The sequence below is a fragment of the Porphyromonas levii genome, assembly GCF_018206105.1.
GTDB classification, from domain to species: domain Bacteria; phylum Bacteroidota; class Bacteroidia; order Bacteroidales; family Porphyromonadaceae; genus Porphyromonas_A; species Porphyromonas_A levii.
Map to the genome: position 1 here is coordinate 70,242 of NZ_JADRGN010000004.1, position 14,860 is coordinate 85,101.

Sequence of the window (14,860 nt, forward strand, 5' to 3'; positions counted from 1 at the left end):
GATTATAGTACGTTGAGTACCTGCTCTTTGATTTGCTCTAGCTCATCCTTCATCTTCACTACGATTTTCTGTAGTGTCGCGTGGTTGCTCTTGGAGCCTAGGGTGTTGATTTCCCTGCCCATCTCTTGGGAGATAAAGCCTAGCTTACGCCCTTGCCCTACCTCTTCAAGGTCAAGTGTTTCGAGGAAATACTTGAGGTGATTACGTAGTCGATTCTTCTCCTCATTCACATCAAGTTTCTCGATGTAGTAAATCATCTCTTGCTCCAGACGAGAACGGTCGTAATCTACATCTACATACTTGCTGAGCCCTTCTTCGATTCGCTGACGAATCTCCGTAATGCGCTCTTCTTCATAAGGCGTGATGCTATCGAGTAGGGTACTAATCTCTTGGATGTTCTTTACAAAACCATTGTAAAGCGCCTGCCCTTCTTGTAGCCTGAATTCATTGAGGTGATCGCACGCTTCTGTTATTGCCTTCATGGAAATCTCCTCTAGTGCATGCTCATCTTCTTCACTCTCCTTGCGGTCATTCTCTATTACCCCAGGCATATTCATGATTGTGCGCATAGGATCTGAGGGTAGGGGAATAGAGGTGGCTTGACTAAAGTCTTGAAGCAATGCCCAATACTTCCCTGCCAATTCCTGATTAAGACTAATAGAAGGCTCTGTATGCAGCTGCTCATACGTAATAAAGAGATCAATCTTGCCTCGTTGTAGTTTTGCGGTAACCAACTTACGAGCTGGCATCTCAATATGACGAATCTCAGATGGGCAGCGGAGGCTGAGGTCGGCTTGTTTGCTATTGACCGACCTCACCTCTACTGTTATTTTCTTCGTTGCTGTCTTGGCTTCTGCCTTGCCGAAGCCTGTCATTGAGTGTATCATAGGTTCTGACCGTGACAGTTCTTAAACTTCTTTCCACTTCCACAAGGACATGGGTCATTGCGACCAATCCTTTGCTCAGCAATGTATGGTTGTTTCTTCTGCGGCTGACGGCTAGCTGCCTGACCAGCTTCATAGCGTGACTGTTGCTGGGCTTCGTAATCATCTTTCTGCTCTTGGTAGCGACGGCGATTGGCAGCGCGAGGGTCGTCGTGTTGCTCCTGCACCTCTACCTTTTTGTCGCTCTCATCTTGCTGTTGAGGAGCGATATTGATATGACCACGCATGATGATTTCAGATGCTTTTTCGTTCATCTCTATCACCATAGAGCGGAAGAGTTCGTATGCCTCCATCTTGAAAATGACTAGAGGATCCTTATTCTCATACGATACATTGCGAACCGCATTTTGCAACTCGTCCATTGCTAGAAGATGGCGCTCCCAAGCCTCATCGATAGTATAAAGAAGGATGGTCTTCTGGAATGCTTTTGCAATACTCTTACCTTCGGTTTCAACAGCTTCTTTGAGATTAGTAACTACATTATAGCCTAAGCGACCATCGGTTACTGGTATCGCAATGCGCTCTACCTTATCACCATGCTCCTCATAGAAGTTCTTGAGGACTGGATAGGTTACCTCTGCCATTCGTGCTGAGCGGCGCTTGAGGTTTGCAACAACGTGCTCCATCACATGGTCTACAAGACTATCGTTATTCATCCTCTTATACTCTTGCTCGGTGAGCGGGAGCTCGGTAGAGAAGGCTTTGAAGACCTGTTGCTTAAAGTCTGCGTAAGAAATCTCGTTGGGTGCCCCATCGGCAATAGCTTCAGCAGTCTGAGTAAGCGTATTGAGTACGTCTAAGCCTACACGCTCACCCATAAGAGCGTGGTTGCGTCGGGTGTAGATTACATTGCGCTGAGCATTCTTTACGTCGTCATAGTCTAGGAGATGCTTACGAACACCATAATTGTTCTCTTCTACCTTCTTCTGAGCGTTCTCAACCTGATTGGATAATTGCTTGCTCTCAAGCATATCATCGTCCTTAAGTCCCATCGTTGATAGAATCTTTGCCATACGATCCGAACCAAACAGACGCATTAGCTTATCCTCGAATGAGATAAAGAAGACGGATGAACCTGGATCGCCCTGTCGACCAGCACGTCCCCTAAGCTGCCTATCTACACGGCGGCTCTCATGGCGCTCAGTTCCAATAATTGCAAGACCACCTGCTTCCTTTACCTCAGGCGTGAGCTTGATATCTGTACCACGACCCGCCATATTAGTAGCAATGGTTACGGTACTTGCCTTTCCTGCCTCAGCCACAATGTCAGCCTCCTTTTTATGGAGCTTAGCATTGAGTACCTGATGAGGAATCTTGCGGAGGGTGAGCATCTTACTGATAAGCTCGGAGGTCTCTACAGAGGTGGTACCTACTAGCACTGGGCGACCTTTGCCTATAAGTAGCTCGATTTCCTCAATAATGGCAGCATACTTAGCACGTGCAGTCTTATAGATACGGTCATTCTCATCGATACGAGCGATTGGGCGATTGGTAGGGATTACCACAACATCAAGCTTGTAGATGTCCCAAAACTCCTTCGCCTCTGTTTCAGCTGTACCCGTCATACCAGCTAGCTTGTGGTACATACGGAAGTAGTTTTGGAGGGTTATGGTAGCCTTAGTCTGTGAAGCCGATTCTACTTTTACGCGCTCCTTCGCTTCGATAGCTTGGTGAAGACCGTCGGAATAACGGCGACCGTCCATGATACGACCAGTACCCTCATCCACAATCATCACCTTATTGTCTATCACGACATACTGATCGTCCTTCTCGAATAGGGTATAAGCTTTGAGTAGCTGTTGAATCGTATGCACACGTTCGCTTTTGATAGAGTAGTCGGTGAGCAACTCGTCTTTCTTCTCGCCCTTTGCCTCCTCTGTGAGTGTCTCATTCTCAAGAGCAGATAGCTGAGCCGCAATATCGGGAAGGATAAAGAATCTTGGGTCTTCGTTCTTGCCTGAGAGAAGGTCAATACCTTTATCTGTGAGTTCTATCTGGTTGTTCTTCTCATCAATAACGAAGTAGAGATCATCGGTAATCTCATTCATTCGGCGGTTATTATCTGCCATATATACAGCTTCGGTATTGAGCATACCAGCCTTGATACCTTCTTCGCTTAGGTACTTGATAAGCGCTTTATTCTTAGGAAGTCCCTTGAAGCTACGATATAGCTTTATGTATCCTTCCTCGATAGTCTTCTTATCTCCGCTAGCAATTTCCTTGCGAGCCTCAGTAAGTAGACGGCTTGCGAGTGTCTTCTGAGCATTAACTACGAGTTCGACATTCTCACGGAATTCCTCAAACATAGCGTCGCCCTTGCTCTCTACTGGACCAGAAATAATTAGAGGAGTACGTGCGTCATCAATCAGTACTGAGTCTACCTCATCCACAATGGCATAGTTGTGTTTACGCTGAACTAGGTCGGCAGGAGTACGTGCCATATTATCGCGCAGGTAATCGAAACCAAACTCATTATTGGTGCCGAATGTGATGTCGCAATTATAGGCCTTGAGTCGCTGTGGACTATTAGGCTCATACTTATCGATACAGTCTACGCTAATGCCATGGAACATGTAGATTGGTCCCATCCACTCGGAGTCACGCTTCGATAGGTAGTCATTAACCGTCACCACGTGTACGCCATTGCCTGTAAGCGCATTGAGGAATACAGGAAGCGTTGCTACCAGAGTTTTACCCTCTCCCGTAGCCATCTCCGCAATCTTACCCTCGTGAAGCACGACACCACCTATGAGCTGTACGTCGTAGTGCACCATGTCCCACTTCACCATATTGCCGCCCGCCATCCATTCGTTTTTATAGATAGCATTGTCGCCCTCTATCCGTACGAAGTCGTGTGTTACCGATAAATCGCGGTCGAATTGTGTAGCCAGTACTGTTATTTCATCGTTGTCGGCAAAGCGTTGTGCCGTGCTCTTTACTATAGCAAATACCTCTGGAAGCACCTCTGTGAGCTTGCCCTCGAGCTTCTCTAGGATATCTTTCTCTAGTTTATCCACTTGTTCCCACACAGCCTCGCGCTCAGAGAGCTCTAGTTCGTCTACTCCCTCCTTTAGCTTAGCTATCTGAGTGCGCTCCTCTTGTACGCTATCTTGCAGACTCTGGCGTATCTGAGCAGTACGTGCACGTAGTTCGTCGTGCGATAGGAGCTTTACCTGTTCGTATTGCTCCTTTACTTTATTGACTAGTGGCGTAATCTCCTTAAGATCTCGCTGTGATTTATTCCCAAATATCTTGGATAGAAAATCGTTAAATCCCATATATTATATTTTGCTTCTGAATGTCTAACTAATAAATTAACCCCTCCTCCATAATGCGTCTACTTATGGAGTAGGTGGTCTGATGCGAAGTCTCCATGCGATCTTAGTGGAAACTTCCCGAAGGTCGAGCGGAGTCTCTATCTTGTTCGCCTTGATGCTTGGGTGCATCATAACGAATAGAGTAGGGGTCGCTACCATCTGGTAGCTTTGCACCTGTCTTGGACTACTAAGGTCTTGAGCTACCCAGCTTGGGAGTAAACCAAAGACGATATCGGGGCGATTGGCATTGATGGCACTATTGAGCGCTGTTAGCCAAACGCTATTATCGTTATTACTGATGGCACTTTCACGTAGTCTATACTCTTCAATAGCATACGCTATACCACTGAACTCCAAAAGAAAGTCGCTTACAGCACTCTGTACTTCTCGGAGCTTGACCTTGGGGTTGGACTTAATAGTCGTTCTATTGAGGTAAACTGCCCCATAGGGCGTAATCTCCTCTACCAATCCTTGTACCCCGAACTCCGCATGGAGGTACATATTCACCAATGCCAAGCATCGATCTGCCTTGAAGAGTCTTCGGTCGTCAATAACAGCTGGGGCATACTCTCGCGAAATACCATTGCCAGTGAGCACCACCAAGGTATTATTGAGGTCAATGTGCTTTAGAAGTTCGGCTATACTCCTGTCTAGCCTGAGATAGCTATCAATTGTCTCACTCGTAACATCGCTTTCTGCTTTATTCCCGTTAGCTACTGTGAAATGGAGCGAGAGTAAATCTGTGATTTCATCTTTTCCTAAGCCTGTACCGCTTAGTAGAGACTTTGCTAGCCTTACGACCTCGTCATTGATAAGAGGACTTTCAGTAAAATCCTCTATGTCACTAGTCGTCTTGCCAAAGCTATGGTCAAAAGAGGCACCTCCCGTGTACGCCTTTAGTAAATGCGTTTTACTAGAGTTGCGCCACCTTATGCCATTCCCAAGGCGGGTGGGTAGTGACTCGTTCCCGACGTTGCTACGATCAACAACGATAGGGAAATCCCCTTGGTAGTAAGTACTACTTGCCCACCTCCCTGTGTAGGGGTCGATCCAATAGGCACCATTGCCATAGAGGCCCGAAGCGATGATTGCTTCTTCTGCTTTGGGAGCAATACTATAGACGAGCGCCTTATTCTGGGTTGCTTTTTTTAAATTATCACCTATCGTAGGAGTGCTCAGCGAGCGAGGAGAATAATTGCCCGAAGTAGCATAACCGAGGAAGTCCTTATCCTCAAATACAGAATTGGTATGAATCCTTTTGCCTGCCCTATCCGTGCGCATAGGCTTGCGCTCTGCTACCCCATTGCTAGTAGCTAGCGTACCTGTGTGTAATATGGCTTCGGCTGCAGTGGTATTGCTCCTAAGTAGAGGGATAGCTACATTGCCATATACCTTGCCTCTATTGAGCAACCGATTGATGCCATCGTCTGGCATCTCCCTAGCTAACTCCTCTAGGAGGTCAGCTCGTAGCTCCTCCACAGATACCATCACCACCAAACGAGGCGTCTGCGCTTGCAGTACACCTACTTGGCAGAGTGTCAGTAGAGAGACAAGTCCGGTAAGTATCTTATTCATTCTTCTATATGGTTCCTACTCTCCCTCCACCGCAAAAACTGATCCAAGGCTATACCTATGGCGAGCATGTGGAGGTGCTTAGGCAATTCTTGTAGAAATAAACCTAGTATCAAGTAGATAACTATCGCTACAAAGTTACCAAAATAGAGCCACTTATTGGGCTTTCCCCACCTATTATTATAGGTAGTGATAGCTAGTACAAACCAAAATGGGTGCATGAATAGCATGTTGGCATTGGGCCATGTGTGTGGATGCTCCGAAATAAAGGCAAGAAACCATATCGTAACTCCTCCTATGCCTAGTAGGGTATAGATAGCTCTATGGTATAATATCTGTATCTTCGAGGTAGGGCGTATCTGCAGGAGGACAATGAGTATTACAAATACAAACCAAGGTATTCTCCATGCTTCATACGGATTACTGATGGTCTTACTCTGCTCTACCCATACCACTTTCTTGGTGACAATCGGTTCGTTAGTGTCTCCTCTAAGTGCACTATCTAGCTCTTGCTCCAAGTAACTGGGGAGAAAGGCAGCATCGCGCAGTGACATCTGTCTATCGGTCTTCCAGCCCAGACACAAATCTGCCCCCATGGTATACCATACAGCCGAATGGCTTTTGTCCCGAATAGCTTCGCGGAATGTGGGGAGTGCCGAAGGGTTCAGCTGATACTTAATATCACCAATCGCCTCCTCAAGTAGGTCTCGTGGGCGCGTAGCGCAGTTGTCGAAGTAAAAGTTATATTGGTAGTCCCTATTCTCTGGCAAGGCATTCCAGGAGAGCTTATTCGCCAAGAGTAGAGCCTCGGTTTCCGTGAGGTTGAGCTCTTGCTCTACCACACTACGCCCTTGCGAGGAGTATTCCCATAGAAACTCATCGAAACTAGTAACCCCTAAAGAGTACATGGGTTTCCCCAACATGAAATTGAGGATAAAGTTTTTCTGATCCAGGGAGAAGTATCCGTAGTTGTATACGATGTCCTGACCATCTTGCTGTACTCTGATAGCTGTGTGCCCATATAGGTAAAATACGTAGTCGTCGGTAGGTCCACAGGTAAGCAAGCTAACCTTGGGCGCAGCGATTGCACTTATAGAACTCAGTAGAATGGCAATCGTGAGTAGATATCTCTTCATTATCATTTAATTCCAGTGGGGTATATCCTCGGGCGTAAGTCTACTATTGCGTATCATCATCTCCTTAGGATATAGATTATTTGCTCTATTCCCAACTTGTTTGGCAAAGCCGAGGGGGATTCCTTCATAAGTAACTAGCTGGATACCTCTATCGCTCTCAATATTCAGGACTTCCCGCTTTAGGTATTGCAGAGCTACTTCCTTGCTCAGCTCATAATGCGAATAGGGAATGAGAGCGCTTAGGTTGTGGCTATTGGCCCATGCCTGATGCGGTACAAGTCCTTTGCCCTTCTCTTCTCCAAGAGGCACACCACCGGCAAGTATCTTCGTCCTCTTGAGTAGCGAAAGAAGTGCTTGCCCCTCACGACTCAGGGCGTACCATAGCCCGTTGTGCTGGTAAAGGTTCTCGGGGTCAAAGACGTGTGCGAGTTCGGTAGGCACCTTGGTGGATGATGAAACCTTAAAGTCTCCACTCAAGGGCACAGTACTCTCGATCTTCCGCACAGCGAAGATGGTCAACCCCTCACTCTCTGTGCGGTGCGGCATGAAGTGATAGACCCCTTCTTCTCGCTCCCAGACACCCCATGACGGACAGACCTCTAGCTTCAGAAGCTCTGCAGAGTATTTGCTCTGCAAGTATTCGAGTTGCCCCTCGTTCTCTTCTCTATTGTAGGTGCACGTGCTATAGATGAGCACTCCACCCTCTTCTAGCATTGCCCAAGCCTCATCAAGGATTTCTTCTTGCCTAGAAACACATAGAGCCACATTGGATTCGGACCATTCGCTAACTGCCGAGGGCTCTTTCCTGAACATCCCTTCGCCAGAGCAAGGGGCATCCACAAGGATTAAGTCGGCTGTGATGCCGCTCACTTTTAGTTGCCTAGGGGTAGCACTGGTTACAATGGTCTCATCGAGTCCCCATCGAGTGAGGTTTTCAAGTAGTATCCTAGACCTAGCGCTCTCTATCTCATTAGCTATGAGGATGCAATCATTTGGGATATAATTCCTCAACAAACTCGTTTTGCCCCCAGGGGCAGCACAAAGATCAATGGCACGCTGAGGCGCTAACCTTAGTTGCTCAATATACTGAGCGACCATCATAGACCCAGGCTCTTGTACATAATATGCCCCTGCATGCCACAGAGGGTCTGCTCCGAACGTTACCTCGCTATCTACGTAGCCACCGAGGGCACACCATGGTACCGCTCTTAACTTTGGTGTAAACCCTTTGTCGCTGTGTGTGCGAATGGAGGGCGAAAGCGGTTTGCCTAGAGCCTCCTCGAGCAGTGTCAGTTCATCCACTCCAAATTGCTGGGCAAAGCGCTCTCTGAATCTCTCTGGTAGCTGTAGCATATCCTTGCAGCTTAAATCTTATATGAGAAACCTAAGCTAAAGAGCTGGTTGTACTGGAGTAGATTCATGAAGGTCTTTGGCATATCTGCTGGTAGGATCACACTATCATCGAACCTCGTATTGAGCGAGAAACGGGCAGTGAAGAAGCGTGTGAAGGCATAGTTGATAGAGTTGTCGAACTCTATCTCTACGTGCTTATAGGATGTGCTGTAGAATAGCCTTGAAGTCCAATTGAGGGAGGTAGAGAAGTCCCAATTGAGGTTGAGGTGAATGGACGAACCTAGGCGAGCTCTAAACCTCTGGTCTTGTACAAAACCGATACGTCCCTTGTCAATATCATCAGTATAGGTATAAGCTAGGTTCGCAGCTAGTGGGGCAACATTGGCAGTGAAACGGAACCGAGCAAAAGGGTTACTCCTAAAATTCTTAAGGTTGATGTCATACTTCATACCGAGACCTGCATCCAAAACAAGGGGTGCAAATGGTCGAGTTATCAGAGTCCCATTTTCTTTAGTGTTTTTCAATAATTGGCTACGCAGCTGTACATCGGTAGTATAATACCAATTCTTATAAGCTTTGATACCAAGGTTGCTATTGGCACGGAACGAGTCTTCTCCTATCTTGAGCTGTAGTTTGTCGTCGGTATCAGGGACATTGGAGAATAGACCGAGCCTGTATTCTAGCTCATTCACCCACTTGACCTTACCTTTTTCGTAAGTGGCATTGTAGAAGATGCGGGTGTTGAAGTTAAGACTATTATAGCCTCCCTTATGCCAATTCTTGGATACTTGGTTCTGTGCAAAGTGGATGCTTCCCTCAAACTTATGCCACCAGTACTTCCGCTCTATCTCCCCGCCAGCTATTTCCCCCGTGGGCTTTTGAACTACAGATAGCTGTGCCAACTCTCCATTGTACCCCGATGTTGCAATCTGATTCCCTTTCATAGTGCCCGGTAATTGGCCAACCATAATATCGGCAAACTGAGGGTGCGTGAGCATCAATTGTTCCCTAAGTAGTCGAAGGTGTGACCATCGGCCTACGCTCTGAGCGAAAGTGCTGGTTTGGGCTATCTTATCTTGCTCTTCCAATAGGCGTTCTGTCCAAGTACTTAGGTTGGAGTAACGAGGTTTGGTCTCGGGGACATCAATGGTTAATGACTTGAAGTTTTTAGCGTCGACCACTAATGGGGCATTGAGTAGGGCTTTTAGCCGGAGCTCTTCGGCTGTAGGTAACTGGTCGGGCGAGAATGGTCGACCAATAATCTGCTTTGCTTCCTGACTTAGTGCTGCCCCTAGCGTGTCATTGAGCAAAATATTCATTGCATAGTCAGGAGTAGAAGCAAACTCTTGCGCCTCCACGTTGTTCGATAATAAGCCAAAGCCCAATGCTAAGGCAATATATAAGCTTCTAGCTACTTTCATTATATCTTCTTGAATTATATAGTTTATATCTTATGTACAAAGGTACTAACCTATCGCCACTTCACAAAATAGGGGGTGTTGGTGGCTATTCTCATGAGTGCTGTATGGGTATTCTAGTGGCATACACACTGGGGGATTTGACGCGTATGTATGGAGGGGCTTAGCTTACTAATGTTGGAAGCTAAAGTTTCCGTCGACGGAAACTTATCTTTCCAGCCTTGGAAACTTATATTTCCATCGACGGAAACTTTGCTTTCCAACGTTGGAAACTTACCGTTCCAACCGAGGGAATTTTTTTGGAAACCCTACACTACGGGTAGCTTAGTTGGTAGATCTGGGGTTTTGAGTAACGAAAGTAAAAAAGGCGACCATGTGGTGGTCGCCTCTTTATCATTACTTTTGGAGTATTTTAGTGGAGATAATGTAGATGTCTTTGGTGGGTCGGTCGCTATCGTCCGTCTTGCTGTTTTGGATCTTATCAATGGTCTTGATGCCTTCGAGGACTTCTCCAAATACAGTGTATTCGGTGTCTAGGTGAGGTGTACCTCCTTCTGTCATGTAGGTTTGCTTGATGTAGTCTGGCATCTTGCCTCGCTCCTCATTGTCGTACTTCTCTAGCTCGTTCTCAAGAAAGCACTGCCCAGTCACTATGTAGAACTGGATAGGAGAGCTCTCCTTCTCGGGGTTCTCTTCGTCGCCTTGGCGAGCAGCAGCTAGCGCCCCTTTCTTGTGATATAGCTCGGGGTAATGAAACTCTGCGGGAATCATCTTGGGGTACTTCGCCTCTAGTTTTGCCATAGCTTTCCCATCGTCGCCCTTCATGGCACCACCGGCTTGTACCATAAAGTTTTTGATGACACGGTGGAATACGAGGTTGTTGAAGTCTCCCTGCCTTACGAGTGTCAGGAAATTGTCTCGGTGGAGTGGTGTCTCGTTGTAAAGCTTCACAGTGAAGGAGCCGACATTGGTCTTGAACTCGACTTGATATTCCTTCTCCTGAGCCAATGCTACAACCGCTACAAAAGCGAGCACTAAGGATAACGCAATCTTACGCATAGTATTTTATCTAGTGAATGAAGAGAGTAGAATGGCAGCACTAAGCGAAACGTTGAGAGAGTCACTTATTGAGCTTTCGGCTCTCGGAATAGTGATACGATTATTTGCTATACTGAGGAGCTCGGAGGATATCCCGCTCCCTTCGTTGCCAAATATGATGACGGAGTTGGGCGGGATGACTGCCGTCCGATAGTCCTGCCCATCCATTGCCGTGGTAATGATGTTGCTGAAGTGGCTGGGGAGGAACTCTGGCAGATCGATGTCTTGGTAGATAGTTACGTTGCCCAGTGCTCCCATACTGGCCTGAACCACTTTGGGGTTGAAAGGGTCTACACACCCTTTGCTACACAATATATTCTTGATGCCAAGCCAATCGCATAGCCGAATGATGGTGCCAAGGTTGCCAGGATTCTGTACCTCCTCGAGAGCGACGGTGATAAGCCCCGAAGCCGTAAATGGGGGCTCGGAAGGAAGCTCAAATACAGCGATGAGTTCGTGACGGCTTTCGAGTGAGGAGAGCTTCTTCATCTCTTGTTGGCTCGTTAGTCGAGCCTCTTTCCCTACGCCTATAAGTAAGGTAGGGTCGGAGGCTATCATCCATCGGAGCTGGAAGGAGGGGGTAAGTAGCTCTATGGCTTTGGCACCCTCGGCTACAAATAGTCTCTCTTCGCTTCTTTTCTTGGCGAGTCGGAGCGAGGTGACTATCTTTCGTTCCCTTTCGGATAGTGGCTTTATAGCTTCTTCTGACACCATATTTGTAGCGCTTTCATATCGGGAAAAACCAGTTGGGCTCCCTCTTCTCTCAAAATAGATTCCTTGATAGGGCCAGTTGTTACAGCAATGGTAAGCGCTCCAGCAGAGCTTCCACTCTTCACCCCTAGAGGGGCATTCTCTATGACGATAGCCTCTTCTGGAGAACATCCGAATAGTTTCATGCCCATGAGATAGGGCTCGGGGTTGGGTTTCCCTTTGGTCACACTCTCCGCCGTAATGATATGCTCCCTCTTGACATAGTCGCTGTAGTACTTTTCAATCCTAGGGTAGGCGTTGTTTTGGGTGCTTCCCGTGACCACCGCTATATCATAACCCTTCTCCTTGACCACCGCCATTACCTCTCTGGTGTGGGGGATTAGTTGTAGCTCGAAGTTGGCGTTATTGAATAGGGCGGTCTTCCTTTCGTAGATTTCCTCTACTAGCTCCATAGGAGCTTCCTTGCCGAAGGTTCTATGGTATAGCTTGGCTATGGTGTCTATCCCTCGCATACCTTCGTAGAGATAGAACTCGTCTTGTTCTGCCTTTAGCCCATACTCATCGACTGTTTGTTTCCAGCTGCGTACATGCTGTGGCATAGTGTCGAAAAGGACACCATCCATGTCAAAAAGAAATAACTTACTTGCCATCTTTTAGTCTTGAAGTGAGTACCGTTAGGTGTTTTGAAGCACGAGTGATTGCCGTATATATCAGCTTCTTTTTCTCCTCGGAAACGGGGTTTTTATTGATATCATCGTAGTCTAGGTATACTTCTCTATAAGTTGATCCTTGAGCCTTGTGTATTGTGAGGGCATACCTATGCTTGAAGACAGCAAAGCTATTTCGGGTTTGATAGTAGTCCCGCCACAATAAATCTTTTTTCTTCGCTTTCCGTTTCAACTGATCGAGGATGTCGAGGAATAGGAACTCGCTATCCTCGTGGATAATCGGTAAACACCCGTTGACGATATACACCTTTAGCGGCACGCTGTCTGTATTAGCTTCCTTGTCTATGGGGTACTCGAAATCAATCTCATAGACTTCTGAGGAATTAATCTTCACTTCCTCGTTATTGTTGAATATTATGTCTCGATCCACCTGGTATGAGCGATCAATAATGATTGTCTCCCCTAGTTCAATCTTACTGGGGCGGTCGTAGATTTCGTGCCGCACTAGTTTATTGAACTCCTCTACTCGATTATTGGTGTAGGCGAGAAAGCGGATATCGGTGTCGTGCCTATTCTGCACAAAGTACCTAATAATCTTCTGAGTGTCTTTGGTGAAACTATAACCAAGACCCTCTTGTGTCGTGTTATCGGTATAGCTATTGAGCTGGTAGATGTTGTTGGAGAGGGGGATGATGGGATTTTCTGCCGCTTGCCTGATAATCTCAGTTAGCCCTAACTGCTTATAACCTTGGTTGAATATGGGGGAAATATAGGACGGCTCATTAACTGGGGGAAGCTGCTTATTGTCTCCAATGAATATTACCTTGAGTAGCTTATTATCCTCGAGGCTTAAATCGATATAATGGAGTAAGTCTGTCCCAATCATAGATGCTTCGTCTATCACTAAGATAGTAGCACCACTGAGTTTGCGCTCTCTAATACTAGGATCTGGGATATACTTCTCAATGCCCTTGTCTTCATCTATACTGTACTTGAGCCTAAGCGCTGAGTGGAGGGTGCAAAACTCAGTATAGATATTATCTTCATCACTATTCTTTTGCCTAAGTACCTCTACCGCCTTGTGTGTTGGTGCCGTCATCACCACCGAATAAGTGCGATCCTTCTTGGCGCTCAGCTCATGGCTAAGTTCGGAGACAAGCGTATGGACAAGCGTAGTCTTCCCTGTCCCTGCTGAGCCTTGGATAAGCAATATCCTATGGTTGTCTTCTTTAAGATAGGCTACACCTTTCGTCACCACAGACCGTTGGTGCGGAGTAAGTAATATCTGATCCTGCGCCATTGTCAATCTATTACCCTGCCTGCGCCTAAGTAGGTTCTCTTGTAGTAGGGCTCGTTGAGGTCGCTGATGATAACTCCTCTCCGTGTAGTGGAGTGGATAAACTTATTATCTTTCAGATATACTCCTACATGGCTAGCCCTGCCACCACGTCGGTTGTTAATATTGAAAAAGACCATATCACCTTCCCGTAGGTTCCCTTTCTTCACTCTGCGGGTTTTACTCATGAGGTCGGCAGAAGACTGTCGCCCCACATCGGTGGCATAGACGTCCTTATATAATCGGTAGACAAACCCACTACAATCAGTACCTCTCTTTGTGGTACCTCCAAAACGGTAGCGGGTGCCAATCCAGTCGTCAATAAAGGCGTAGAGATCCAAGTTGTCCTCGGGTGTCTCAATATCCATGTCTAGATCCATTGAGAGCTGCTTTGCCAGCTGAAGCTGCTCTGCCCCTATATCAATAATCTCCCCTTCTTTCGTGATGACTTCTCCTGGGATAAGTACACGCTTTACGGGCTGCTTTATAGTACGGCAAGAGGTGCTCCCCATCATTGCGATGAGTAGCACCACTAACCATATTCTTCTTATGTGGTGATTCTCAATCACCTTGATAGACTGTAGGTATTAAGCCTCAACAGATACCATTGACTTGTCACCCTTATGAGTAGAGAATACCACCTTGCCATCTACGAGAGCATATAGGGTATGATCCTTACCCATACCTACATTAGCACCTGGGTGATGCTTAGTACCACGCTGGCGAACTAGGATGTTGCCTGCCTTTACGATTTCACCACCAAACTTCTTTACACCTAGTCGCTTGCTCTCCGACTCACGACCGTTCTTAGAGCTACCTACACCTTTTTTGTGTGCCATATCTCTTTCCTTTCTATTAGTTCTTTAGTTATCCTACAATCTCCTTGATAGCCAGCTCTGTAAATTGCTGCCTATGGCCATTTAGCTTACGATAGCCCTTTCTGCGCTTCTTGTGGAAGACTAACACCTTCTTACCCTTAACGAGTGGACGGCGAACTTCGCAAACAATCTTAGCACCCTCTACTACAGGAGCACCAACACTTACCTGACCATCACGATCGAGGAGCATAACTTGATCAAACTCGAGAGTGTCTCCTTCATTCACATTCTTGATGTGGTGAACGAAAAGGGTCTTGCCACTCTCAACCTTAAACTGCTGTCCTTGAATCTCTACGATTCCGTACATAACTATTAACGTTTAATATAATACCCAGTGGGTGAGCCTTAACTCCTAAAGCTACTTACACGACCCATCACGGAATAATCGCCGCAAAGGTACCAAAAAACTATTGTAGAGCCAAATATTTA

General features: G+C 46.6%; 13 protein-coding genes. All 13 read right to left on the reverse strand.

Annotated elements, in window-relative coordinates:
• Positions 1-2: 2 nt before the first annotated feature.
• The 13 genes from IX315_RS01770 to rplU all read right to left on the reverse strand — a co-directional run bounded on the left by IX315_RS01770 (position 3) and on the right by rplU (position 14,738).
• Entirely contained in the window at positions 3-887 is an 885-nt protein-coding gene (locus IX315_RS01770) for a YicC/YloC family endoribonuclease (RefSeq protein ID WP_018358952.1), read from the reverse strand.
• Positions 884-4,222, reverse strand: coding sequence for a preprotein translocase subunit SecA (gene secA, locus IX315_RS01775; RefSeq protein ID WP_211837114.1), 3,339 nt, complete (start codon positions 4,220-4,222; stop codon positions 884-886). Before secA ends, IX315_RS01770 begins: the two co-directional genes overlap by 4 nt.
• Before the next feature lie 63 nt (positions 4,223-4,285).
• Positions 4,286-5,836: an alkaline phosphatase family protein gene (locus IX315_RS01780; RefSeq protein WP_211837115.1), complete on the reverse strand. Its 1,551-nt coding sequence runs from the start codon at positions 5,834-5,836 to the stop codon at positions 4,286-4,288.
• Positions 5,833-6,969 (reverse strand): lipoprotein N-acyltransferase Lnb domain-containing protein, encoded by a 1,137-nt coding sequence (locus IX315_RS01785; RefSeq protein ID WP_244973053.1) that lies wholly within the window; start codon positions 6,967-6,969, stop codon positions 5,833-5,835. The genes IX315_RS01780 and IX315_RS01785 overlap by 4 nt, the downstream gene beginning before the upstream one ends.
• A gap of 6 nt (positions 6,970-6,975) precedes the next feature.
• On the reverse strand, positions 6,976-8,322 hold the full coding sequence (locus tag IX315_RS01790) for a methyltransferase RsmF C-terminal domain-like protein (protein ID WP_211637007.1): 1,347 nt from the start codon (positions 8,320-8,322) through the stop codon (positions 6,976-6,978).
• An 11-nt stretch (positions 8,323-8,333) separates the two neighbouring features.
• Entirely contained in the window at positions 8,334-9,743 is a 1,410-nt protein-coding gene (locus tag IX315_RS01795; protein ID WP_018358957.1) for a DUF3078 domain-containing protein, read from the reverse strand.
• A 393-nt stretch (positions 9,744-10,136) separates the two neighbouring features.
• On the reverse strand, positions 10,137-10,799 hold the full coding sequence (locus IX315_RS01800; protein WP_018358958.1) for a peptidylprolyl isomerase: 663 nt from the start codon (positions 10,797-10,799) through the stop codon (positions 10,137-10,139).
• A gap of 6 nt (positions 10,800-10,805) precedes the next feature.
• Positions 10,806-11,552: an RNA methyltransferase gene (locus tag IX315_RS01805; protein ID WP_018358959.1), complete on the reverse strand. Its 747-nt coding sequence runs from the start codon at positions 11,550-11,552 to the stop codon at positions 10,806-10,808.
• Positions 11,531-12,199: an inorganic diphosphatase gene (locus tag IX315_RS01810; RefSeq protein ID WP_026215744.1), complete on the reverse strand. Its 669-nt coding sequence runs from the start codon at positions 12,197-12,199 to the stop codon at positions 11,531-11,533. Before IX315_RS01810 ends, IX315_RS01805 begins: the two co-directional genes overlap by 22 nt.
• A complete protein-coding gene (locus IX315_RS01815; RefSeq protein WP_211835189.1) occupies positions 12,189-13,517 on the reverse strand; it encodes an ATP-dependent DNA helicase in 1,329 nt (442 codons plus the stop codon). Before IX315_RS01815 ends, IX315_RS01810 begins: the two co-directional genes overlap by 11 nt.
• Before the next feature lie 2 nt (positions 13,518-13,519).
• Entirely contained in the window at positions 13,520-14,122 is a 603-nt protein-coding gene (locus tag IX315_RS01820) for a C40 family peptidase (RefSeq protein ID WP_240704055.1), read from the reverse strand.
• A gap of 18 nt (positions 14,123-14,140) precedes the next feature.
• Entirely contained in the window at positions 14,141-14,392 is a 252-nt protein-coding gene (rpmA, locus tag IX315_RS01825; RefSeq protein ID WP_018358963.1) for a 50S ribosomal protein L27, read from the reverse strand.
• A gap of 28 nt (positions 14,393-14,420) precedes the next feature.
• A complete protein-coding gene (rplU, locus tag IX315_RS01830) occupies positions 14,421-14,738 on the reverse strand; it encodes a 50S ribosomal protein L21 (protein WP_018358964.1) in 318 nt (105 codons plus the stop codon).
• Positions 14,739-14,860 lie beyond the last annotated feature (122 nt).